We start from the raw sequence: 23,341 nt of genomic DNA on the forward strand, positions 1-23,341 counted from the left end.
CCAGATTCCAAAAAATTCAGGATAAAAAAAAGCCAGCACCCGAGCTGGCTAAGTAATACTGGAAGCAATGTGAGCAATGTCGTGCCTTCACAGCAAAACCGCGATGAGTCACAAGACTGGATTCATTTGGCTTTCCCGGAACGCATGGCAATAATAATCATTATCATTTGCATCTGTAAAGCGTTTTTTCGTTCAATTCAAAGAAAAATCACACCGGAGAAGGGCAGCCCGCCTGACATTTTGGGTATCTGGCTACTGGTGTACGAGATTATTTTTTCAGAATCAAATGGTTAACATTTAACCATGTGTAATGCACGGGAATAGAAAAACGGCCGCCCTCTCCCGGAAAAAAACAGAAAGGGCGACCCCACTCAACCCCTTTACGCTGACAGCGCTTTAGCCAGCAAGCTGAAGGGATGTTCGCAAGGTTTGCTGGTGGACATTTCAATCTGCCATTTGCAGGTTTCGCAATCCGTGATCACCAAATCGGCACCGCTCGCCTCAATCTGACGAAATAGCGGCGCACCAATGCCCTGCGAGGTATCGTAGTTTTCCTTCTTGAAGCCATAGGTTCCGGCGATGCCGCAACACTGGGAATCCAGCACCTGCAACTCCAGCCTTGGAATCCGCCGCAGCAGTTCGAGGGTATACGCGGTCCATCCCATACGCTCCAGATGGCAAGGAGTGTGATACACCACCCGCAGCGGCAAAGGCTGCAACGGCAGCGTCCGCCCCTGTTCCAGCAAGCGATAAAGGTGACGCGTCGCCAGCTCGATGCCATCGCGCACATGCTGGTTGTCCAACCCCAGCAGATGGGGATATTCATCGCGCAGCGTAAACGTGCAACTGGACGAGGTGGCGATGACCGGCAGCCCCCGGCTGTTGATGGCGTCATCCAGCGAAGCCAGGTTGAAACGTGCCTGCTTGCGCGCCTTGTCGAGAAAACGGTTGGCGATCAGCGCCACACCGCAGCACTTCTCTTTGGTCAGCAACTGCACCCCGACCCCCATCGCGTTAAACACACGAATTAGATCACGCCCCAGTTGCGGGTGGTTGTAGTTGACGTAGCAGCCGTGGAAATAGGCTACCTGTTCGGCAAATTGCAACTGTTGTGCCGCCTGCTGGCGATACCAGCGACGGAAAGTACCGTGGGAATAGCGCGGCAACTGGCGGCGATGGTCGATTTTCAACGCCTTATCCAGCAGTTGGCGCATCGGTTTTAACCCGGTGAGGGTGTTCACCAGCGGTGCAAACGGCGTGGCGACAGAACCCATCAGATCCGTGTGGCTGAGGATGGCGTCACGCAGTGTCGGACGGTGCTGGCTATGGCTGGCTTTGGCGCGCTGGATGATGTCGCCGATGTGAACATCCGACGGGCAGGCCACCTCGCACCGCTTGCAGTTGGTGCAATACTTTAGCGCTTCATCAAACAACGCCGGGTCTTTACGCCGCAGCCGTTCGCCATCAGGCCCGGCCTGTTTCGGCCCCGGATAGAGCGGATTGACACGCGCCACCGGGCAGGCAGTGGTGCAGACGGTACATTTGATGCAGTTTTCGAAACTGGTGTCAGACCGGCTCATCACGGATTCTCCCTTACGATCATTTCAGCGGCGTACAACGCGGTCAGCAGCGACACCCCGCCGCCGCATCCCTGACGCAACGGGTCATAGCCACGTAATACCGAACCAATCGCGTACAAACGGGGCTGGACACAGCCGCTGATAGCCGGGTGCAAGCCTTCATCCACGATAACGCCAAATTGCAGGTACGGCTGAGCGGCAAACAGGTTTGGCCGACTCCAGTCTTCATGCGCGGGCAGAAAATCCACATCCAGCCCGAACACCGGCTCCACCACCCGATCACGTTCGGCCACCAGGCCGTTACTGAAAAAACTGCCGCTTGCCAGTACCACGTGACCGGCACGCAGCGGTATCTCGCCGTGGCTGCGGGTATACAGCGCCACGCCGTCTTCTTGCAGTTGCGCTGACAATACCCGGTCACCTGGCATCAGGGTGCCGCCTGCGTGACGAAAACGCCCCAGCAATGCCTGATGCAATTGCATACCCGGCAACGACGGTGGCAACGTCGCCAGCAATCCCACCGGTTTGCCTAGCGCAACATTCAGCCGCGCCTGCGCATCCGGCCCGATGCAGGCGGGTAAGATCACCGAGTCATTACCGTTCGAGAGCGTCAGCAGTTCTTCCGCTAACGCCGACACACCCGCCGGGGTATCCAGCACGCGGGCAAGATTGAGCGAGCGAAACTCGCTGGGGTTTTGCCGTAGTGTATCCAGCAACGGCAAGTGCAGGTCGTCGGCGCGGGCGGCAATCCCCTGCGCTTGCAGTTCTCCCGCGACCAGTCGGGATTGAAAATCCATAAAGCCGTCGATACCGGCAACCAGCGGCTGGCTCCATGTTGGTGATCCCGGCAAGCCGCGCGTCACACTATCCGACGGGCTCAGCCAGCACGGATGCCATTTGCCCAATGGCGTAAGGTGCTGATGATGGCTTGCGCTTTCCCCCCGCAGCCACAAGCCGCAACGGGCCAACAGCGCTTGTGCATCCGGTGCCAACTGGCTGACACGCGCCTTACCCATCAGAGTGTAAGGATGGTGCGGTGCCTGCGCCGCCAGTGCATCCAGCGCGGCTAACGGTTGGTCGACCGCGGTGCCGTCCGGCAGGGTCGCCAGCAGATCCAGCGCGCCGGAGGCAAAGGTCAACGCACTTTGCCCAACGCTCACTACAGCACAGCGTTTACCCTGCTCCTGCAGACGAATGCCGCAGGCTAACCCCGCCAGCCCGCCGCCAATGATCACCACGTCATAACGCATCGCTGTTCTCCTGCTCCCGGCTTTCGGTCAGCCCGCACAACCCCTGATAAATCCAGCTGGTAAATTCGCTTTCCCGCAACGTATGCCCCCACGCGATAGGCCGCATACCTTTCCAGCGCTCGTTGAGAAACTGGCTCAGTTGCGACACTGCCTGATGCGGTGTGGACTGCCCCAGTCGGCACAACAGACCGGCCGCGCGACAGGCGCACAATTCGCCCTGACACGTCCCCATTCCGACGCGAGTACGGCGGCGCAGGTCAGTCAGGTTGTTGACCTGCAGCGACTCCACCGCATAACGCACCTCGCCCGCCGTCACCGCTTCGCATTCGCACACCAGGCTGCTGTCGACCCGTTGGCCGGACACCAGTGGCGCGGCGCGATGCCCGTGGCGATAAATCGCAGAACCGCGTAACGGTGCCGACAGCGACGATGCAACCTGCGGCTTGTCCGGATTCGGTGTTTCCGACCCCGGCAACGGTCGTGATGCGGTGGTGCATTCGGCCCGATGGCCGAGTTTTTCACATACTTTGTTCGTTACCCATTCCGCCATCAGCCGGTAGGTCATCAGCTTGCCGCCGGTGATGGTGAGAAATCCTTCCAGCCCATCGCGGCTGGCATGGTCCAGCAGCACAATGCCGCGGCTGACGCTGCGCCCGGACGGGTCGTTGTCGCTCGCCACCAGCGGCCGCACCCCGGCATAGGCACGAAGAATACGGGTTTGCGCCAGTTGTGGGGCCAGCAGGCTGCCTTCACGGATCAGCGTATCGACCTCCGCCGGGGTAACGGTCATGTTGTCTACCTGGTCATAGTCGATGCGGGTCGAGGTGGTGCCAATTAACGAAATAGTGTCGCCCGGCACCAGAATGTCGGCATCCGCCGGTTTACGACAGCGGTTGATCACCCGGTTGTTGATACGGTGACCCAGAATCAGCAGCGCACCCTTGGCCGGAAACATGCGCACGGTAAGATCGGCGTACTCAGCAATGCGCTGCCCCCAGATGCCGCCCGCGTTCACCACTATCTGCGCATAAATTTCGCTGGCGACCTGGCGTTTGTGGTCGAAAACGCGCACGCCGACAACGCGGTCGCCCAGGCGAATCAACCCGATCACTTCATGGTAGGTCAGCACTTCCGCGCCATGTTCGCAGGCGTCGATCATATTGGCGGCGGTCAGCCGGAACGGATCCACAGTACCGTCCGGCACCCGTACCGCGCCGATCAAGTCCGGATTGGCAGCCGGTTCCAGCCGTAGCGCCTCCTGCGGGTCGATCGCCTGCGCCAGGATCCCCGCCTGTCGGCAGGCGGTGACAAACGTCGCCTGATAGTCGAGGTCATCTTGCGGTAGCGTCAGAAACAGGCCGTCGGTTGGCTCAATACAGTGGCGGGCGATGCGCCGCAAGATCTGGTTTTCTTCAATGCATTCGCGGGCGGACTCCGCATCAGTGACCGCATAGCGCGCCCCGCTGTGCAACAACCCATGATTCCGACCGGTGGCACCCGTGGCGATGTCATGCCGTTCCAGCAGCAGACACCGCAAACCACGCAATGCGCAGTCGCGAGCGGTCCCCGCACCGGTAGCACCACCACCGATAATCACCACATCCGTTTCACGTCGCAAACCGTTGTTCGCCATTACCGCCCTACCTCAATCCGGATCATGTCTCTCTATAGTGGGACATAAATCGCCGCTGCAATGATTGATAAAGAACAAAAACACTCAAAAAACGAAAACAATACGATAACGAGACGGCAAATATGTGACTCAAATCACTCAGAAATGAAAAATGGTTATTTCATTTGTGTTATTCACCACTCAAAATGACCCACCTCGTCATAAAAGTGTAACAATTGCGCGTTTACTCACACAGAACACCACGCGCATTCGCTACGCTGGCGAGCGTTATAGAACATAACTATCGGGGATCGTTTATTTATGCTGAGTATTTTTAAGCCTGCGACACATCGTCCGCGCGTAGAGGAACATCGGGTGGATCCGCTCTACCGTCGTCTGCGCTGGCAAATATTTCTGGGGATCTTTTTTGGCTACGCCGCCTACTACCTGGTCAGAAAGAACTTCGCGCTGGCGATGCCTTATCTGGTCGAACAGGGGTTCTCAAAAGGTGATCTGGGTTTTGCGCTGTCCGGCATTTCCATCGCCTACGGGTTTTCCAAATTCATCATGGGTTCGGTGTCTGACCGTTCCAACCCGCGTGTCTTCCTGCCCGCAGGGCTGATTCTGGCGGCAGCGGTGATGCTGTTTATGGGCTTCGTGCCCTGGGCAACGTCCAGCATCATGGTGATGTTCGTATTGCTGTTCATCTGTGGCTGGTTCCAGGGTATGGGTTGGCCGCCGTGTGGCCGCACCATGGTGCACTGGTGGTCGCAGAAAGAACGCGGCGGCATCGTCTCCGTCTGGAACTGCGCCCATAACGTGGGCGGCGGTATTCCACCGCTGCTATTCCTGCTGGGGATGGCCTGGTTCCATGACTGGAAAGCCGCACTCTATATGCCCGCGTTCGCCGCCATTCTGGTGGCGCTGTTCGCCTTTGCCATGATGCGCGACACACCGCAGTCCTGCGGTTTACCGCCGATCGAAGAATACAAAAACGATTATCCGGTGGACTACAGCGAGAAAGATGAGCAGGAGCTGACCGCCAAAGAAATCTTCATGCAGTACGTATTCCCCAACAAACTGTTGTGGTACATCGCCTTTGCCAATGTGTTTGTTTACCTGCTGCGTTACGGCATTCTCGACTGGTCACCGACCTATCTCAAAGAAGTGAAGCACTTCGCGCTGGATAAGTCTTCGCTGGCCTATTTCCTGTATGAATACGCCGGTATTCCGGGCACGCTGTTGTGCGGCTGGATGTCCGACAAGGTGTTCAAGGGCAACCGCGGTGCCACCGGTGTGTTCTTTATGAGCCTGGTAACCATCGCCACCATCGTGTACTGGCTGAACCCGGCAGGCAACCCCGGCGTGGACATGATCTGCATGATCGTCATCGGCTTTTTGATCTACGGCCCGGTGATGTTGATCGGTCTACATGCGCTGGAACTGGCACCGAAGAAAGCCGCTGGTACAGCTGCCGGTTTCACCGGCCTGTTCGGTTATCTGGGCGGCTCGGTGGCCGCCAGCGCCATCGTCGGCTACACCGTGGATTACTTCGGCTGGAACGGCGGTTTCCTGGTGATGATCAGCGGTAGCGTACTGGCGGTACTGTTGCTGATCCTGACCATGATCAACGAGAAGAAACACAAAGCAGAACTGGCACAACGCGCCTGATTTTGTCTGCCTTTTCACCCCGCCAGTCTGGCGGGGTGAAAAGGCCACGGCCAACACGTCACCCCGCGCCGCCTTGCTTTATCTCACTGGCCAATCTACCGAAAAATGGGGCATCGCCCACCTTCACCGCCACAGGCAGCATTCAGAGATAAAGACGACGCAGGTATTTTGGCACAGCTTGTTCAATGTTGGTGCCAATCACCTCGTTGTTCGGCAGCATATCCTTCAGCCGCTGGTGGGCATTGCTCATGATGCAGCCTTTTCCCGCCATCGACAGCATTTCATAGTCGTTCATGCCGTCGCCGAAGGCGATACAGTCTTTGATGGTATGGCCGAGGATTTTGGCGACCTGCTCCAGCGCGTGGCCTTTGGATACACCGCCCGCCATCACTTCCAGGCAGCTCAGGGTGGAAAAGCTGACGTTCACCCGGTCGCCCCAGCGCGCGTTAAGCGCTTCTTCCAGCGGCAGCAGCTTGTCGTGATCTTCACAGGTGAAAAACACTTTGCCAACGCCGTCCGTGCCCAGCGTGTCCGGGTCGAACAGTTTGTAGCGGAACACCGTCTCGGTAAAAAAGCGTTCTTCCTCAGGGCGGGAACGGCACAGGAACCACTCATCATCGCGATAAACATGAGTCATGATTTCCGGGTGGTGATACACCATGCCGAACAGATCGTGGGCGATGTCGCGGTCCAGATTGTGACTGAAAATCAGCTCGCCGTCGGTGTTATGCACCCGTGCGCCGTTAGACGTGATCATGTAAGCGCTGATCGCCAGATTATCGCGGATCTGCGCCACATCCATATGGTGACGCCCGGTGGCGAACACAAAATGGATGCCCTGTTCCGTCATCAGACGCAGGGTTTCTTTGGCATAGGGTGACAGGGTGTGATCGGGTGACAGTAGGGTGCCATCCAAATCGGAAGCAACAATCGGGTACATATGTTGAAATCCAACCTCCGCTGGTGCCGGGCGGCCTGGCCGCACAGACGTATTAATGATAATCGTTGAAATGTCGCAAAATTCGCCCGAAGGCCTCGGCCCGCATCGCATCCTTTTCCGACAGAATGTCGTGGCGAGCACCGCGAATGACATAAGGGCGACCATCCGCACAAGGGTGGCCTGCCGCCGCCAGCGCCTGACAAAAAGCGTCCTGACAGTGGTTGTCCACCACCTTTTCCTCTTCCGCTTGCAGCAGCAGCAATGGTGTGGTGATCGCCGGTGCCTGTTGCAGTAGTTGAGTTTCCACCTGTAACGCTTCCCGCACCCAATGATAGGTCGGGCCGCCGATGCGCAAATCTGGGTCGTCAGCATAAAAACGCACGTGGCGACGATAGCGCGCATGGCTGTGGGTCAGCACATTGACCATAAACGGCAACGGACGCCATTGGCTGGTGCCGATGGCGTAATAGTCCCGTACTGCCGGGCAGCGCTCAGCGCCGTCCAGAATACGCCAGGCCAACCAGCGCGGCATCGGCAGCAGAATGCCGCACATCGGCGCACAAAACGCGACCGCATCGAATGCCTGCGGCTGACGCGCCAGAAACTGCGCCAGAATGGCACCGCCCATCGAATGGGCTAGCGCAAACCGTTTGGTATAGTGCGCAGGAGCCACCTGCTGCTGCCATAACGTCGCCACGTCGGCCACATAATCGCCAAAGCGCTTAACATGCCCGCGATGGCTGTCTTTCAACAACCGGCCGGAGCGCCCCTGCCCACGGTGGTCCATCATCAACACATCGTAACCGCACTGAAACAGGTCATAGGCCGTCTCGGCATATTTCACGTAACTGTCAGTGCGGCCGGGCAACACCACCACCAGATGCGAGTGCGACGGTGAGGTAAAACGCACGAAACGAATCGGCACATCATCCACACCGATGAACATCCCTTCCTGACGCTGCCGCCAGAAATCCAGTAACGGCCCGGTAGCGAATGCAGCGTACTGCCATTCCCTGGTCAGCAGGCACTCCGGATACGGATTCATCAGGTTCTCCCGAGGTAAATCGTGCCGAATAGATTGATTTTTGTGAGCTATAGCACAAAGACGGGCATTGGCGTATTGTGGCATAAAAAACCGCAATCAGGGAGCATTCAGCCATGACCCAGGACTGGTGGTTAACCTACCTCGTCACCACATTAATTCTGAGCCTGTCGCCCGGCTCCGGTGCCATCAACACCATGAGCACCAGTATCAGCCACGGTTACCGCGGCGCGGTAGCCTCCATCGCCGGGTTGCAATTGGGTCTGACTATTCACATCGTCCTGGTCGGGATCGGCCTCGGTGCGCTGTTATCGCAGTCGGTGCTGGCCTTCGATATGCTGAAATGGTTTGGTGCCGCTTACCTGATCTGGCTTGGCATCCAGCAATGGCGCAGCGCCGGTTCGCTGGACCTGCAAACGCTGGCTAACAGTATGCCGCGTCGTCGTTTGTTCAAACGGGCGATTCTGGTCAACCTGACCAACCCGAAAAGCATCGTGTTTCTGGCCGCGCTGTTCCCACAGTTTATTATCCCGCATCAGCCCCAGGCGATGCAGTATCTGGTGCTGGGCGTCACCACCGTCGTGGTCGACATCATCGTGATGATTGGCTACGCCATGCTGGCGCGGCGCATCGCGCTGTGGCTGAAAGGCCCGCGTCAGCTCAAACAACTGAACCGCACCTTCGGTTCGCTGTTCATGCTGGTCGGCGCGCTGCTGGCAACAGCCCGCAAAGCTTAAATCTGAACGTGTTACCGCTCGCAGCAAGCTTGGCGAGCGGTACAAATGGATTTTTCCGATAGCCGCCCCTCGCCACCGGAATCTCTCCACGAACTCACTCCCCACCGACCATTAACCGTTGCCAGAACGGATGTGTACGCAGAACATTCAACGCCTTGCCAGCCAGAATGATGATGACCGCCCCGATCAGCACCGGTGCCAGCAAAAACGACCAGCTTTGGCCTGTCAGCATAATCAACAGCGGATTCGCGCCTGCGGGCGGATGCGTCGTTCCAGTCAACAACATGGCGCTAACGGCTAACCCACTTGCCAATGCCAGCGTCAACGGGCTGACATCCGTCCATTGCGCAAAGCAGACACCAATCAACGCCGTAATAAAATGCCCCATAATCACATTTCGAGGCTTCGCCAGCGGGCTGGCTGGCAACCCGAATACCAGTACCGCCGTTGCGCCGAAAGGCGCCATCAGCAATACCCAGCCAGACTGCAACGTATCGACATACGACAGCAAGCCAATGGTCAGTGCGGCACCGATACCGGATACCACCGGGAAAATCAGTTTCTTTATCATACGTGACTCCTAAACACCAAAAGTAGACAAGTCGGTCTACACATAAAGTAGACAAATTGGTCTACCTTTGTCAATATATCGTCAGGAGGCCAGCAATGAACGACAAACGACAGCAACTGATCACCACAGCCCTGGCATTATTCAATCAGAAAGGCATTAATTCGGTCGGTATCAACGAAGTGCTTGAGGTTTCGGGAATCGCTAAAAAGACCCTTTATCACCATTTCCCCGGCAAAAACGAGCTGGTACTCGCGACGCTGGCGTACCGGGATCAGATCTTCATGACCTGGTTATCTTCTGCGCTGGCGCAGGCTGCGACGCCGAATGAGGTTGTGCAACGCCTGTTTCATGCGCTGACCGACTGGTTCAGGGGAGAGGTTAAGGAACTGAGCGCATTTCATGGGTGCTTTTTTATCAATACGGCGGCGGAAATCCGCGATCCTTCCAGCCCGATCGCGCAATATTGCCGTGAGCACAAGCAGAAAGTGCGCCGGTTGCTGCAACAGCATTTACCCACGGCGAGCGAAGCCTTTATTGACCTGCTGTGTTTACTGAAAGAAGGGGCTATCGTGGCGGCTTTTGTCGGTCAGGACCCTGATGCCGCTGAAAAATGCATTCCACTGGCGGAACACGGGTTAACGACGGCGACCTGACAGGCGAGGTTGACGCACTATCTTGCCGACCTTGCCGACTCCAGCGGCTGCCGGAGCGCAACACTCCCGGCGACCCGGCCGGGAATCAGCACCGCGAACACCAGCCAGTGGTAAAAAGGCAGGTGGAATTTAACGCGAGATAATCAGGTGGATGCCGAACCCGGTGAACAACACGCCCGCCAGACCGTCTACCCATTTCGCCAGCCGCTGGTAGCCGCGGCGCATCACCGGCAACGCGAACACCAACGCTACCAGGCTGAACCACAGCAACGTTTCCAGCGAAATCAGGGCAAACAGTCCCCAGCGCGCCGCCGCGTCCACATCGTCACCGACAAACAGCGAGAACACGCTGCCAAAATAGATCAACGCCTTGGGGTTGGACAGGTTAGTCAGAAAACCACGCATGAAGGTTTTGCCCCGCTGCGGCAATGCTACTACCGTCACATCGCCTTCCTGCAATTCACGCTTACGCAAAGCCGAACGCAGCATCTGCCAGCCCATCCAGCACAGATACAGGCCGCCGCCGATCATGACCAGACGGTGCAGCCACGCCATACGCTCCAGCAGCAGATGCAGCCCCATCAGCGCGATAGCGGCCCATACCAGCACGCCCAGCGTAATCCCCAGGACGCCCATCAGCGCTTCACGACGGGAACGGCTGACCGCCGTCTGAGAGACGAAAAAGAAATCCGGGCCCGGACTCATCAGCGCAATCAAGTGCACCAGCGCTACCGTGAGAAACAACATCAACATATTCATTCCTTTTTTTACATGCCAGAACAGGCGAAGACCCGGCCAGCAGACTAAGCCGCCTCAGTCGTCACCATTATCTAAATGATCGCGAATCAACGTCATAAAGGGGGAGCCAAAACGCTCCAGTTTCCGCTGCCCGACGCCATTGACCGCCAACAGCTCGCTGGCGGTGACCGGCAACAGTTCGGCCATTTCTAACAATGTGGCGTCGCTGAACACCACGTAGGGCGGAATATTGTCTTCGTCGGCAATGGATTTACGCAGTTTGCGCAGCTTGGCGAACAGTTTGCGATCGTAATTGCCGCCGTAGGTTTTCTGGCTGGCACGCGGCTTGCTCAGGCTGACGACGCGCGGCACCGCCAGTTGCAACGGCACTTCGCCACGCAGCACCGGCCGTGCTGACTCGGTCAGTTGCAGCGCGGAGTGATGAGCGATGTTCTGCGCCAGCAACCCCAGGTGGATCAACTGACGCAGGATGCTGACCCACTGCTCCTGGGTTTTATCCTTACCCAGGCCGTACACCGGCAGTTTGTCGTGACCGAATTCGCGAATGCGCTGATTATTGGCACCGCGCAGCACTTCGGCGATGTAACCGATGCCGAACCGCTGCCCGACGCGATAAACGCATGACAACGCTTTCTGCGCGTCCACCAGCCCATCGTAGCGTCGGGGCGGGTCGAGACAGACATCGCAGTTGCCGCACGCTTGCTGGCGGTTTTCGCCAAAGTAGTTGAGCAATACCAGGCGGCGGCAGGTCTGCGCTTCGGCAAACGCGCCCATCGCATTCAGTTTGTGCCGTTCGATATCCAACTGCATACCGGCCGGTTTTTCTTCCAGACAACGACGCAACCAGGCCATGTCCGCCGGGTCGTAGAACAGCGCCGCTTCAGCGGGCAAGCCGTCGCGCCCGGCACGGCCGGTTTCCTGATAGTAGGACTCGATATTGCGCGGGATGTCGAAGTGCACCACGAAGCGCACATTCGGTTTGTTGATCCCCATGCCGAACGCCACCGTAGCGACCACCACTTGCAGGTCATCGCGCAAAAACGCCTCCTGCACCTGAGCGCGACGCTCGTTTTCCAGCCCGGCGTGATAAGCGCCAACGCTCAACCCACGGTTTTGCAACCGGGCGCACAGGTCTTCCACTTTGGCTCGGCTGTTGCAATATACGATACCGCTCTTGCCGCGCTGCCCTTGCACAAACAGCCACAGCTGATCGAGCGGTTTGAATTTTTCCACCAGCGTGTAGCGGATATTGGGACGGTCAAAACTGCTGATATTGACCAGTGGGTCACGCAAATCCAGCAGACGGGCGATATCCTGACGGGTGGTTTCATCGGCGGTGGCGGTCAGCGCCACAATCGGCAACGCGGGCAACTGCTGCTTGATCTGCCCCAGTGCGCGGTATTCCGGGCGAAAATCGTGCCCCCACTGGGAAATGCAGTGCGCTTCGTCGATGGCGATAAGCGTCGTGTTCCAGTGCGTCAGTTGCTCCAGAAACCCGTCGGTGGTGAGGCGTTCCGGCGCAATATACAGCAACTTCAGTTCACCGCGACGGCAGGCACTGAACACCTCCTGCTGCTGCTCACGGGTCTGGGTGGAATTGAGGCAAGCCGCCGCTACGCCATAAGCCTGCAACTGATCGACCTGATCCTTCATCAGGGAAATAAGCGGTGATACCACCAGCGTCAACCCGTCCAGCACCAGCGCCGGAATCTGATAACACAGGGATTTCCCCCCGCCGGTCGGCATAATCACCAGACAGTCGCGCCCGCTGATGGCAGCATTGATGATGTCCTGCTGACCCGGCCGGAATTGCTGGTAACCGAAGGTTTCACGCAGCACCTGCATCGCCAGCGTTTCTTTATTCAATACTTCTGCCGTAGACACGCCTTCACCGCTTTCACGTTATTTACTGCCCTGAAAAAGTTATTCACCGCTTTCGAAAAAAGCAAACAGGCGCTATTTTCAGCGCCGCCCGCTAAAACTGCAACGCCTGTCGCCGGGTTTTCTGCGACAGCCCGCAGCCCTGCCGACCGGTGCTAGAACATATCGTTGAGCGTGACGCCAATGCCGTAGCGGGTCTGGCGGTGATTGTAGTCAATCAGCGACTCGCCGTAACCGCTAAATACCTTGGTATAGAAACGGACATGATCGCTGATTGGGTAGCTCCATCCCAGCTCGCCGCCGCCGTAACCGGAATTCCAGTTATAACGCCCCTCGGCGCTGAAAATACTGTCTCCCCAGTGGTAGCCAACCCGCACCCGATAGTGTCCCATATACCGGGTAATATCCGGGTTGTCGTCATCGCTGTCGCTCAGGCGAACCCAGGGTTTCACTTCAACCTGCCAGTTACCGTTCTGCGCCATCAGACGGGCATAGACCCGGTTCCAGCTGCGCGAGGTCGGGTCGGCACGTCCGTTGGACTGATGATTGAACCCCATCTCCACATCGCGCAGCGTCCAGCCAGCAAAACGGTAATCCGTCGCCCAGCCAAGAAACAGTTGTGGCTCGTAGTTGGTTTCACGAAACGGAGTCGACTCGCTTTTGTTGGACATCTGCCACCAGGAACGCTGGGTATAAGACGCCCCCAACAGCGAATTCTCCCCAGCAATGCCGCGCCACAATGGGAAACCAAGACTGATCTGGAAATTCACTTCATCTTTGCGGGCATCATCGGCCCAGCTATAGCTCTGAATCGCCTGTTTATTGATATTGCTGGTGTAGGTGTAAAGCAGGTAGTTGCTTTCATAAGGGTAGAGTATGAACGGCGTATCATGTTTCTGCAGCAGCCCGGCGATAATACTGCCCGGTACGGCCGGAGCATCATGAATGTCCTGAACGCGGGCTTCCTGCGCCTGAGCGGTCGTCGCCAGCATCAGCGCAACAACCATCCCACCTGATTTATACATGCGCGTAATCTCCCAAAGGGTCAAGGTAGTTATGTGAATCGGATAACAAACTGAAAACAATAGCGGATAGTGTACACAGGTCACCCGCGCCGCGCAGTCATCCTGTTGTTATATCGACCTGTGGTAGCAAGAAAGCATAACGACGCCTAAAATAACAACTTATTAACCTGTAAATACATAAAAATTAACCAGCTTACCCTACAGGTGCGAAAAGAGGCTCACACATGCTTACTACACCGCTTACTCAGGACATGCTACGTCAGCGTATCAGCGATATTTTCATTTATCAGATGCCCTTCAATCAGGAGTTGGGGCTCACACTGGAGGCATTTTCACCGGATGCGGTCACGCTAAGTTTCCACCATCAGAACAAGCTGGTGGGCAACGCGTTGCAGCACATCCTGCACGGTGGCGTGATTGCCGCCGGGCTGGATGTCGCGGCGGGTTTGGTATGCGTGGGCAGCGCACTGCTGCGTCATACGACGCTGAGCGAGCAGGACCTGCACCAACGATTGTCGCGCATGGGCACCATCGACCTGCGGGTAGATTACCTACGCCCCGGCCGTGGCGAGCACTTTACCCTGACCAGCCAGTTACTGCGTAGCGGCAATAAGATCGCCGTGGCACGGGCCGAATTGCATAACGAAAAACAGTCGCATATCGCCAGCGCTATCGCCACCTATATCGTTGGCTAAAGGGCACATCGAACGGGTTTTGATCAACACACCGCGTCAAGACACCCGTGCCGTGGTCCGGTACACTGGATGTTCACTGCGTTTATCTGGTTTCTTATCAATGAGTATGCCACAACACCGCCAGGGGGTGCTGTTTGCCCTCGGCGCTTACATCATCTGGGGAATTGCCCCGGTTTATTTCAAACAGCTCGGGCAAGTACCGGCTGATGAAATTCTCAGCCACCGTATTATCTGGTCGTTCTTTTTCATGCTGTTGCTGCTGAGCCTCAGCCGCAAGTGGGGTGTAGTGCGCAACGCCTGTCGCCGACCACGCCAGTTATTATTGCTGGCAATTACCGCGATTTTGGTGGCCTGTAACTGGCTGACGTATATCTGGGCAGTCAATCACAACCATATGCTGGAAGCCAGCCTGGGTTACTTCATCAACCCGCTGGTCACTGTGCTGCTGGGAATGCTGTTTCTTGGGGAGCGCTTTCGCCCAACGCAATGGCTGGCGGTGCTGTTGGCCATGTGCGGCGTACTGGTGCAACTGTGGACGCTCGGCTCGCTGCCTGTGATTGCACTCACGCTGGCCTTCAGTTTCGGATTTTACGGCCTGCTGCGTAAAAAGATCGCTATCGACGGCCAGACTGGCATGTTGTTCGAAACACTGTGGTTACTGCCCGCCGCGCTGATTTATCTGGAATGGCTGGCCGACTCGCCCACCAGCCACCTCAGCCAAAACCCCATGTCGCTGAATGTGCTGCTGATGGCAGCGGGCGTCGTCACTACCGTACCACTGCTGCTGTTTACTGCCGCCGCCATACGCCTGCGGCTGTCTACACTGGGTTTCTTTCAGTATCTGGCACCGACGCTCACCTTCCTGCTGGCAGTGCTGGTATACGGTGAAACCATTACGACAGACCGACTAATCACTTTTGCCTTCATCTGGCTGGCACTGGTGGTATTCACGCTTGATGCACTCTATACCCAGCGGCGATTACGCCGCGCCAGCCACAGCGTGGCGCGAAATGTAACGTGACAAAATCGGGCTGAAAATCAGGGTGGAGAACAGGCGCAACGTCTGCATGGCGATAACAAACGCGATATCCACCCGACTCCCCGCAGCAATAATAGCAATGGAATCCAGCCCGCCGGGGCTGGTCGCCAGATAGGCGGTCAGGATATCCACCGACAGCAGATGCGTCAGCATTAGCGCCATTCCACCGCACAGCAGCATTAGCGTGACAATCGACATCATCATTTTCGGCAGGGTACGCAGCGCCAGCAAAAAGACGGGGCGGGTAAACGACAGGCCGACGCTCCAGCCGATCAGCGCATAGGCCAGCGCCAGCAGCCATTCCGGTGTCTGTAATGCCAGCGTGCCGGAGGAGTGCAGCATGGAACCGATGATCATCGGCCCCAGCAGTTGGCCGGAAGGAATGCGCAACCGTCGCCCAATCCAGGCACCACTAAACGCCACCGCTAACGTCGCCGGGAAGCGCCAATCCAGCGAGGGAAACCAGACCAGCAGCGCACTATTGGCCTCCGCGCCTTGCCCGAGACTGGCACGCGCGACAAACGCCGCGGCCGCGGTCACCATCAGCACGCGCAGGTACTGCATGAACGCCACCAGCCGTACATCAGCACCGAAGTCTCCTGCCATCGCCACCATCGCCGACGCGCCGCCCGGAGACGCGCCCCAGGTGCCGGTCGTGCCCGGTAGCTCGCTGTAGCGCATCAGCAGCCAGCCTGACAACCCGCTGGCAACCAGCGTCGACAATAGAATAAACAGGACCAACGGCCACTCTTTCACCAGCGGCGTCAGGATAGACAGGGAGAGACTTTGTGCCACCAGACAACCCAACACGGCATTACTGGCGAAAAACAGCGGACGGGGAATACGGATGGTGGCACCGTTCAGCCCCATCATCACCCCTACCAGCATCGGCCCCAGCAGCAGCGCCGCCGGAACATGGTAAATCTGCAGACCAAAACCCAACACCAACGAAACCGCCAGCAGCATGAACCATTGTGTCGACGCGGGAAATCTCTCCATGCACAGCACCTGTTACAACATCAAAGCAGAGGCGTAATTCTACCCCGGAAGCCCGTCAAACGGGCATCTATCCGTGCGAAATCTGTCCGTTATCAAAAATTGTCGCAGGAAAGAAAACCAGGGACTCGTTGGCCTTGCGGGCAACGAGTCTCCTGTCAGAGAGGGGGGTGACGTTACAGCCAGTTACGGCGTTTGAAATACAGGTACGGAGCCAGTCCAGCCAGCAACATCAACAACATCGCGCCGGGATAGCCGTAGGCCCATTTCAGTTCCGGCATGAATTCGAAGTTCATACCATAGCTGGATGCCACCAACGTCGGCGGCAGGAAAACAACGGATACCACCGAGAAGATTTTGATAATGCGGTTCTGTTCGATATTGATGAAACCCATCGCCGCCTGCATCAGGAAGTTAACTTTCTGGAACAGCGATTCGTTATGCGGCAACAGGGATTCGATGTCGCGCAGGATCTCACGCGCCTGTTCCAGCTGACTGCTCGGCAACCGGGCGCGGCGCACCAGGAAATTGAGTGCACGCTGGGTATCCATCAAACACAGCCGGACTTTCCAGCCGATATCTTCCTGCTCTGCCAGCGTCGATAGCGCGTCGTCATATTCGTCGCCCTGACGGCCGTCCATGATCACCCGGCTTAAGGATTCCAAATCGCTGTAGATGTTTTCGATTTCGTCCGCCAGCTGCTCGATTTTAGTTTCGAACAGGTCAAGCAGCAGCTCATAGGCGTTGCCGTCAACCAGCGTCTGAGCGCGGGCACGCATCCGATAGAGACGGAAAGCAGGCAGCTCGCGCTCACGCAACGTATACAAACGGCCATCACGAATGGTGAACGCCACGGTGGAGTTACCGGCGTGATCATCCGCGTCTTCATAAAAGAAAAAGGAGTGAATGTGCAGGCCGTCTTCATCTTCGAAAAAACGGGCCGATGCCTCAATGTCTTCCAGTTCCGGTCGGGTCGCCAGGCTTTGCCCCAGCTGATTCTGCACCAAATCTCGCTCTTCGACGTCCGGCTCGACCAAATCCACCCATAGCGAGGTAGTCAGGTCATTGCTTTCATCAAGTTCCAGACGAGTTAAACGGCAGTTATCGAGTTTAAATGCGCTCAGCATAAGCCATGCTCCCAAAATGTAACAAAGAGGGACAAAACGCGATTGAAACACAGAAACAGGGTGGAAAAGTCACCATCAGGTTTCAGGCCGTGAGACGGTGCTGACTCGATGCGACAAACAATATCGCTGACAACCTCTAAGGCTATCAGCACAGGGAAGATAGCCTTAGAAGTGATACCTAATCAGTAGGTTATTGAGCCAGTATCGACTGGGTGTGTCCAAGGCGTGGGTCCTCCGGGAATAATGATGCGCGCATGTTACGCCGAGATGAAAAAGGCTGTCAACAGACAAACAGGTGATTAGTCTGTGTCCAACCGTAACATCCGATGAGCACAGACTGAACACCCCGCGGTCATAGGCTCGACAGCTTATACCGTCTCCAGACGAGCATAAGCGGCTACCAACCATTTAATGCCCTGACCGACAAACGCCACCTGGATTCGGCAGTGATCGCCGCTGCCTTCCACATTAACAATGGTGCCTTCACCAAACTTGGCGTGGCGCACCCGTTGCCCCAGTTTATAACCGGTATCACTCTGGCTTATCGGCGTCCCCAGACGCTGATGATTGACCGGACGCGAAACGCTGGCGCGCAACCGTACCTCTTCGACACATTCCGGCGGCAGTTCGCCGATAAACCGCGACGGGCGGTGATAGGTTTCCTTGCCGTACAAACGGCGGCTTTCGGCGTAGGTCAGCGTCAGTTTCTGCATGGCGCGCGTCACGCCGACGTAGGCCAGCCGACGCTCTTCTTCCAGACGGCCGCCTTCATCCAGCGACATCTGGCTGGGGAACATCCCCTCTTCCATACCGACAACAAATACCTGCGGGAACTCCAGACCTTTAGCGGAATGCAACGTCATCAATTGCACCGCGTCCTGATAGGCGTCCGCCTGCCCTTCCCCGGCTTCCAGCGCGGCATGAGACAAAAATGCCTGCAACGGCAGCAAGTCCTGATCTTCGTCCTGATAGCTGAACTGGCGGGTCGCCGTCACCAGCTCTTCCAGGTTCTCCACCCGCGTCTGGCCTTTCTCGCCTTTTTCCTGCTCGTACATGCTCCACAATCCGGAATCGCGGATCACCCGGTCGGTCTGTACGTGCAGCGGCAAATCGGCAGTATCGCTGGCGAGCGCATCCACCAGTTCCAGAAAACGTTGCAGCGCGGCAGCAGCGCGCCCGGCCAGGACTTTTTCCTGCAACAACGCGCGCGTGGCCTGCCACAGCGTCAACTGGCGGTCACGTGCCGTCTGACGCACCACATCCAATGTGCGATCGCCGATGCCGCGCGTCGGCGTGTTGACCACACGTTCAAAGGCAGCATCATCATTACGGTTAGCCATCAACCGCAGATAAGACAGCGCATCCTTAATTTCCTGCCGTTCAAAGAAGCGCATACCGCCATAAATCCGGTACGGCAGGCTTTGCTGCAACAACGCCTCTTCCAGTACGCGCGACTGGGCGTTACTGCGATAAAGAATGGCGCATTCGCTGAGCGCACCGCCCGCTTCCTGCCACACCTTGATGCGGTTGACCACAAACCGCGCTTCGTCCAGTTCGTTAAAAGCGCAATACAGCGAAATCGGTTCGCCCTCGACGCCATCGGTCCACAGGTTTTTACCCAGCCGATCACCGTTGTGGGCAATCAGCGCGTTGGCAGCATTAAGAATATTGGCGGTGGAACGGTAATTCTGCTCCAGACGGATGGTAGTTACCTCGCTGAAATCGCGCAGGAAGTGCTGGATGTTTTCCACCTGCGCGCCACGCCAGCCGTAGATCGACTGGTCATCGTCACCCACGATCATCACTTTGGCGCTGTCGCCAGCCAGCAGGCGAATCCAGGCGTACTGAATACGGTTGGTATCCTGAAACTCGTCCACCAGAATGTTGTTAAAACGGTCGCGGTAATGCTGCAGGATATGCGGTTTGTTGAGCCACAACTCGTGGGCACGCAGCAGCAGCTCGGCGAAATCCACCAGCCCGGCGCGATCACAGGCTTCCTGATAAGCCTGATAGATACGTAACCAGGTTTGCTCCACCGGGTTGCCGTAGCTGTCAATGTGCTGCGGCCGCAGTCCTTCGTCTTTCTTGCCGTTGATGTACCACATCGCCTGACGCGGCGGCCACTGCTTCTCATCCAGATTCAGCGCCTTGACCAGACGTTTGAGTAACCGTAACTGATCTTCACTGTCCAGAATCTGGAAATCCTGCGGCAAGCCAGCATCCAGATGGTGTGCGCGCAACAGGCGATGCGCCAGCCCATGAAACGTACCGATCCACATTCCGCCCTGACTGGTGCCGAGCAGTTGATCGATACGGTGGCGCATTTCTGCCGCCGCCTTGTTGGTGAAGGTCACCGCCATGATCGAATACGGCGAACAATTTTCCACCGTCAGCAACCAGGCGATGCGATGGACCAGCACGCGAGTTTTGCCACTGCCTGCGCCAGCCAGTACCAGCATATTGCTGCGCACCGCCGCCACGGCGTCACGCTGTTTATCATTCAGACTGTCAAGCAGGTCAGATACGTCCATAGCCGTCGGTTATCCGTCAAAGAGGAACCCGGCCTCCGGATCGGAGACAAATTCCGCTGTTTATTTATACAGTGATATGGCAGGATTATAGCAACGTGGTGAGCGATGCCAAGCTGAAAATTTCCACATGCGGTAGCAGCCGGGAATCGGGAATCTGCATCAGGTTGCCGTCACGCAGATTAATCCAACAAGATTGTACACCGCTGCGAATGGCACCAGCCACATCGGTGGTGAGATCATCCCCCACATGCAGCAGGTTGTGCAACGGTAAATTCAGCCGTTCGGCGGCCAGTTGATACATATCATGACAGGGCTTTGAGCGGCCATCCGGACCGGCGCGCAAAATGAACTGAAAATAATCGCCCAGGCCGCAGGCATAGGGATCGGCATTGCCGTTGGTGATCGCCACCAGTGGCCAACGCTGCCCCAGCGCGCGCAACGTGTCGTGGGTTTCCTGTGGCACATCGATGCGGCTGCGCCAGCGAGCGAATTCCGCCATCACGGCGTCAGCACCGGCGGCCGCATCATCCGGAGACATTCCCACCCGAGTCATCGCCAGATGTACGGAACGCCAACGCCAGTGTGTAACGTCATGGTAAATCTCCGGCTCTTGCGCCAGCAGTTCCTGTCGTAGCTGACGCAAACCGTCGCTGGTGAACGCCCGCAACCCAGGGTGACAGTTCTGTAAGAATCGTAACGACTCCCGCTCCGTTTGCCGGATAACCTCATAGTTGTCGTACAGGGTGTCATCCAGATCAAACGTGATGGCCTCAATCCGACCGAGCGGGCGATAAAAATACATCAGGATTTACCTCGTCTGGCGCGTGGGTGCGCGGCATCGTACACCGATGCCAGATGTTGAAAGTCCAGATGGGTATAGATCTGGGTGGTGGAGAGGTTAGCATGGCCCAGCAGTTCCTGCACCGCGCGCAAGTCGCCACTGGACTCCAGCATGTGGGTGGCAAACGAATGCCGCAACTTGTGCGGATGAACATGGCTGTTCACACCCTGTTTGACGCCCCATTCGGCAAAGCGCTTCTGTACGTTACGCATTGAAATACGCTTGCCGAGACTGGAGATGAATATCGCGTCGTCTTCCGGTGCGTAAATATCCCGCACCGCCAGCCAGTTCCGCAGCCAGGTAACGGCGGTCGCGCCGATCGGCAGCTTGCGCTCTTTACTGCCTTTCCCCATCACCCAGGCTTCCCCGCTGTCCAGATCGACGTGGCCGCAGTCCAGCCCGACCAGCTCGGCCAGACGCAGCCCGGCACCGTACATCACCTCCAGCATGGCCCGGTCACGCACCGCTAATGGATCGCCAAGGTCGATATCCAGCAGGCGGTCCATTTCATCCACATCCATGTTTTTAGGCAGATGCCGTCCCGCTTTGGGTGCCGATACGCCACGGGCAGGGTTAGCCTGAAGCTCACCACGTCCGACCAGCCAGTCAAGAAAACTGCGTAACGCCGACAGACGCTGAGCCAGACTGGCAGCATTCAGCCCGTCGCGCTTGCTGCGCGCCACCACCGCTCGTACACCAGCGGCATCCAGCGCTTGCCAGTCGGCAATACCGGACGCCGACAACATGTCGATAATCACCTGTAACTGATGGGTATAGCTACGTTGCGTCAGCGGACTCAGTTGCCGCTCAACCCGTAAGTAGCGCAGAAAGGCTTCGGCCGGTGCTGACAGGGGGGAATCGGGGTTCATAGGCGTTCAATCCATCGCTCCAGCAATACCGGGATAATCGTCGCCAGATGTTGCAACAGATCCGTGCCCATGCCGTCCTGATAGTGGTGGCTGTCGCGGCTGCTGAAAATCAGCAATCCCAGATCGCCATTTTTTCCCATCAGCGACAGTGCCACTGAGCCAACATGGCGCGCCTGCGGCAACAGCAGCAACAGTTCAGGGCCGTTCAGCGTCCCAAGATAGTGATGCCGTTCGCCCAGCCGCTGAATACGCAACGGCTCAAACACCGTACGGTTCAGCGCCAGATGGGTAAAATCAGAAGGTGCGCCGATACGCCAGCGATCGGTAAACAGACGGATAGCCGCGCCTGACAACCCCAGCGCGCGCGCCCAGCGGTGTAACCTGTCGAGCAGTTCCTGCAACGACGCGGCGGTAGAGAGCGCCATCTGCAATTGCAATAGCTGGCTGAACAGTTCCTCATTGCGGGTTGCCTGTTCCGTCAGTAAGGCAATTTCTTCTTCTAAATACTGAATACGGTTACGCTGGCGGGCGAGTTGCCACTCCACCAGCGACACGCTATCACGCACCGGATGCGGTACGCGCATGGTTTCCGTCTGGCGGGAATGACGAATGAAAAAGTCAGGGTGCTGGCGCAGGTACTGCAACACCAGATCGTCAGTCAACGCCTGACGTTCAGCCTGCTCTTCCACGTTCTTCATAGATGCATGAACCCATCATAAACATGCGTCGCCGGGCCGGTCATAAACAGCGGATGACCGGGGCCGTCCCAATGAATCTCCAGTTCGCCGCCCGGCAGTTGCACTTTGACATCCGCCGCCAGCAGCCCCTGCTGAATCCCCACCGCTACCGCAGCACAAGCACCGCTGCCGCAAGCCTGGGTTTCGCCCGCGCCGCGCTCGAACACGCGCAGCCGAATCTGGTTAGGATTGACCACCTGCATAAAACCAACATTGGCGCGCTCAGGAAAACGTTCGTGGCTTTCCAGCAGCGGCCCGAGCGTCTCTACCGGTGCCGTATCCACATTGTCCACCTGAATCACGCAATGCGGGTTGCCCATCGACACCACACCGCACAGCACTGTGTGCTCGTCGGCACGAAAAATATAGGTTTTTTCCGGCTTAGTGGCACGGAACGGCACCTGCTGCGGTTCGAAGTTGGGTTCCCCCATATTCACCTGCACCAGCTCGTCTTCCGTCACCGACAGCACCATCCGGCCGTTATGGGTGCTGACATTAATTTCGCGCTTGTTGGTCAACCCTTTCAGGCGAACAAAACGAGCAAAGCAGCGGGCACCGTTACCACACTGCGCCACTTCACTGCCATCCGCATTGAAAATGCGGTAATGAAAATCCAGTTCGGGATCGTAGGGCGGTTCAACGATCAATAACTGATCGAAACCCACCCCGCAATGCCGGTCCGACAGGCGACGGATCAGCTCCGGTGAAAAATAGACATTTTGCGTCACGGCATCGACAACCATGAAATCATTGCCCAGACCGTGCATTTTGGAGAACTGCATTTC

General features: G+C 57.2%; 22 protein-coding genes. 6 read left to right on the forward strand and 16 right to left on the reverse strand.

The genetic code is table 11. From position 1 onward, the window contains the following. Positions 1-69 precede the first annotated feature (69 nt). Positions 70-294 carry a hypothetical protein gene (locus OB87_RS20630; RefSeq protein WP_033569432.1) on the forward strand — a complete coding sequence of 75 codons (225 nt, stop codon included), beginning with the start codon at positions 70-72 and terminating at the stop codon, positions 292-294. An 86-nt stretch (positions 295-380) separates the two neighbouring features. Here OB87_RS20630 and glpC read toward each other — a convergent pair whose 3' ends face one another. From glpC to glpA, 3 genes are read right to left on the reverse strand one after another with little or no spacing between them, the layout of a single operon-like run. After that, positions 381-1,580 (reverse strand): anaerobic glycerol-3-phosphate dehydrogenase subunit GlpC, encoded by a 1,200-nt coding sequence (glpC, locus tag OB87_RS10680; RefSeq protein ID WP_033569433.1) that lies wholly within the window; start codon positions 1,578-1,580, stop codon positions 381-383. Continuing rightward, a complete protein-coding gene (gene glpB, locus OB87_RS10685; protein WP_033569434.1) occupies positions 1,580-2,830 on the reverse strand; it encodes a glycerol-3-phosphate dehydrogenase subunit GlpB in 1,251 nt (416 codons plus the stop codon). Before glpB ends, glpC begins: the two co-directional genes overlap by 1 nt. Beyond that, positions 2,820-4,463: an anaerobic glycerol-3-phosphate dehydrogenase subunit A gene (glpA, locus tag OB87_RS10690; RefSeq protein WP_033569435.1), complete on the reverse strand. Its 1,644-nt coding sequence runs from the start codon at positions 4,461-4,463 to the stop codon at positions 2,820-2,822. Before glpA ends, glpB begins: the two co-directional genes overlap by 11 nt. Positions 4,464-4,763: 300 nt before the next feature. Here glpA and glpT point away from each other — a divergent pair, with 300 nt between their 5' ends. After that, positions 4,764-6,113, forward strand: coding sequence for a glycerol-3-phosphate transporter (gene glpT / locus OB87_RS10695; RefSeq protein WP_033569436.1), 1,350 nt, complete (start codon positions 4,764-4,766; stop codon positions 6,111-6,113). A 142-nt stretch (positions 6,114-6,255) separates the two neighbouring features. Here the strand turns inward: glpT and yigL are convergent, their stop codons facing one another. Together yigL and pldB are read right to left on the reverse strand one after the other, a co-directional pair. Beyond that, positions 6,256-7,053 (reverse strand): sugar/pyridoxal phosphate phosphatase YigL, encoded by a 798-nt coding sequence (gene yigL / locus OB87_RS10700; RefSeq protein ID WP_033569437.1) that lies wholly within the window; start codon positions 7,051-7,053, stop codon positions 6,256-6,258. A gap of 52 nt (positions 7,054-7,105) precedes the next feature. Next, entirely contained in the window at positions 7,106-8,098 is a 993-nt protein-coding gene (pldB, locus tag OB87_RS10705; protein WP_033569438.1) for a lysophospholipase L2, read from the reverse strand. A 113-nt stretch (positions 8,099-8,211) separates the two neighbouring features. Between pldB and rhtB the strand changes: the two genes are divergently transcribed. Beyond that, complete coding sequence (rhtB, locus tag OB87_RS10710) at positions 8,212-8,832, forward strand: homoserine/homoserine lactone efflux protein (protein WP_033569439.1); 621 nt, start codon at positions 8,212-8,214, stop codon at positions 8,830-8,832. A 94-nt stretch (positions 8,833-8,926) separates the two neighbouring features. On the opposite strand, the gene OB87_RS10715 is transcribed toward rhtB, so the two are convergent. After that, positions 8,927-9,403 carry an HPP family protein gene (locus OB87_RS10715; RefSeq protein ID WP_050515690.1) on the reverse strand — a complete coding sequence of 159 codons (477 nt, stop codon included), beginning with the start codon at positions 9,401-9,403 and terminating at the stop codon, positions 8,927-8,929. A gap of 95 nt (positions 9,404-9,498) precedes the next feature. Between OB87_RS10715 and OB87_RS10720 the strand changes: the two genes are divergently transcribed. Then, positions 9,499-10,056: a TetR/AcrR family transcriptional regulator gene (locus OB87_RS10720; RefSeq protein WP_033569440.1), complete on the forward strand. Its 558-nt coding sequence runs from the start codon at positions 9,499-9,501 to the stop codon at positions 10,054-10,056. 129 nt (positions 10,057-10,185) lie between these two features. Here the strand turns inward: OB87_RS10720 and rhtC are convergent, their stop codons facing one another. From rhtC to pldA, 3 genes are all read right to left on the reverse strand, one after another. After that, a complete protein-coding gene (rhtC, locus tag OB87_RS10725; protein ID WP_033569441.1) occupies positions 10,186-10,809 on the reverse strand; it encodes a threonine export protein RhtC in 624 nt (207 codons plus the stop codon). 60 nt (positions 10,810-10,869) lie between these two features. Then, positions 10,870-12,699 (reverse strand): ATP-dependent DNA helicase RecQ, encoded by a 1,830-nt coding sequence (gene recQ / locus OB87_RS10730; protein WP_033569442.1) that lies wholly within the window; start codon positions 12,697-12,699, stop codon positions 10,870-10,872. A 152-nt stretch (positions 12,700-12,851) separates the two neighbouring features. Continuing rightward, a complete protein-coding gene (gene pldA, locus OB87_RS10735; RefSeq protein WP_033569443.1) occupies positions 12,852-13,721 on the reverse strand; it encodes a phospholipase A in 870 nt (289 codons plus the stop codon). Between the two features lie 224 nt (positions 13,722-13,945). Here pldA and OB87_RS10740 point away from each other — a divergent pair, with 224 nt between their 5' ends. Further along, positions 13,946-14,416 carry a thioesterase family protein gene (locus OB87_RS10740; RefSeq protein WP_033569444.1) on the forward strand — a complete coding sequence of 157 codons (471 nt, stop codon included), beginning with the start codon at positions 13,946-13,948 and terminating at the stop codon, positions 14,414-14,416. A 100-nt stretch (positions 14,417-14,516) separates the two neighbouring features. After that, positions 14,517-15,437: an EamA family transporter RarD gene (gene rarD, locus OB87_RS10745; RefSeq protein ID WP_033569445.1), complete on the forward strand. Its 921-nt coding sequence runs from the start codon at positions 14,517-14,519 to the stop codon at positions 15,435-15,437. On the opposite strand, the gene OB87_RS10750 is transcribed toward rarD, so the two are convergent. The 7 genes from OB87_RS10750 to dapF form a co-directional block, all read right to left on the reverse strand. Next, positions 15,396-16,454: an AbrB family transcriptional regulator gene (locus OB87_RS10750; protein WP_033569446.1), complete on the reverse strand. Its 1,059-nt coding sequence runs from the start codon at positions 16,452-16,454 to the stop codon at positions 15,396-15,398. The two genes, rarD and OB87_RS10750, sit on opposite strands and share 42 nt — an antisense overlap. Before the next feature lie 173 nt (positions 16,455-16,627). Beyond that, positions 16,628-17,578 carry a magnesium/cobalt transporter CorA gene (gene corA / locus OB87_RS10755; protein WP_022635229.1) on the reverse strand — a complete coding sequence of 317 codons (951 nt, stop codon included), beginning with the start codon at positions 17,576-17,578 and terminating at the stop codon, positions 16,628-16,630. 368 nt (positions 17,579-17,946) lie between these two features. After that, on the reverse strand, positions 17,947-20,109 hold the full coding sequence (gene uvrD, locus OB87_RS10760) for a DNA helicase II (protein ID WP_033569447.1): 2,163 nt from the start codon (positions 20,107-20,109) through the stop codon (positions 17,947-17,949). An 85-nt stretch (positions 20,110-20,194) separates the two neighbouring features. Then, positions 20,195-20,911 (reverse strand): 5-amino-6-(5-phospho-D-ribitylamino)uracil phosphatase YigB, encoded by a 717-nt coding sequence (yigB, locus tag OB87_RS10765; protein WP_033569448.1) that lies wholly within the window; start codon positions 20,909-20,911, stop codon positions 20,195-20,197. Next, positions 20,911-21,819: a tyrosine recombinase XerC gene (xerC, locus tag OB87_RS10770; RefSeq protein ID WP_033569449.1), complete on the reverse strand. Its 909-nt coding sequence runs from the start codon at positions 21,817-21,819 to the stop codon at positions 20,911-20,913. Before xerC ends, yigB begins: the two co-directional genes overlap by 1 nt. Beyond that, entirely contained in the window at positions 21,816-22,517 is a 702-nt protein-coding gene (locus OB87_RS10775) for a DUF484 domain-containing protein (protein WP_033569450.1), read from the reverse strand. The genes xerC and OB87_RS10775 overlap by 4 nt, the downstream gene beginning before the upstream one ends. Continuing rightward, the gene (dapF, locus tag OB87_RS10780) at positions 22,514-23,338 is read right to left on the reverse strand and encodes a diaminopimelate epimerase (protein WP_033569451.1); all 825 of its coding nucleotides are present in this window, start codon (positions 23,336-23,338) and stop codon (positions 22,514-22,516) included. The genes OB87_RS10775 and dapF overlap by 4 nt, the downstream gene beginning before the upstream one ends. Positions 23,339-23,341 lie beyond the last annotated feature (3 nt).

Origin of the sequence: Dickeya undicola, from assembly GCF_000784735.1 — a bacterium.
Classification (GTDB): Bacteria; Pseudomonadota; Gammaproteobacteria; order Enterobacterales; family Enterobacteriaceae; genus Dickeya; species Dickeya undicola.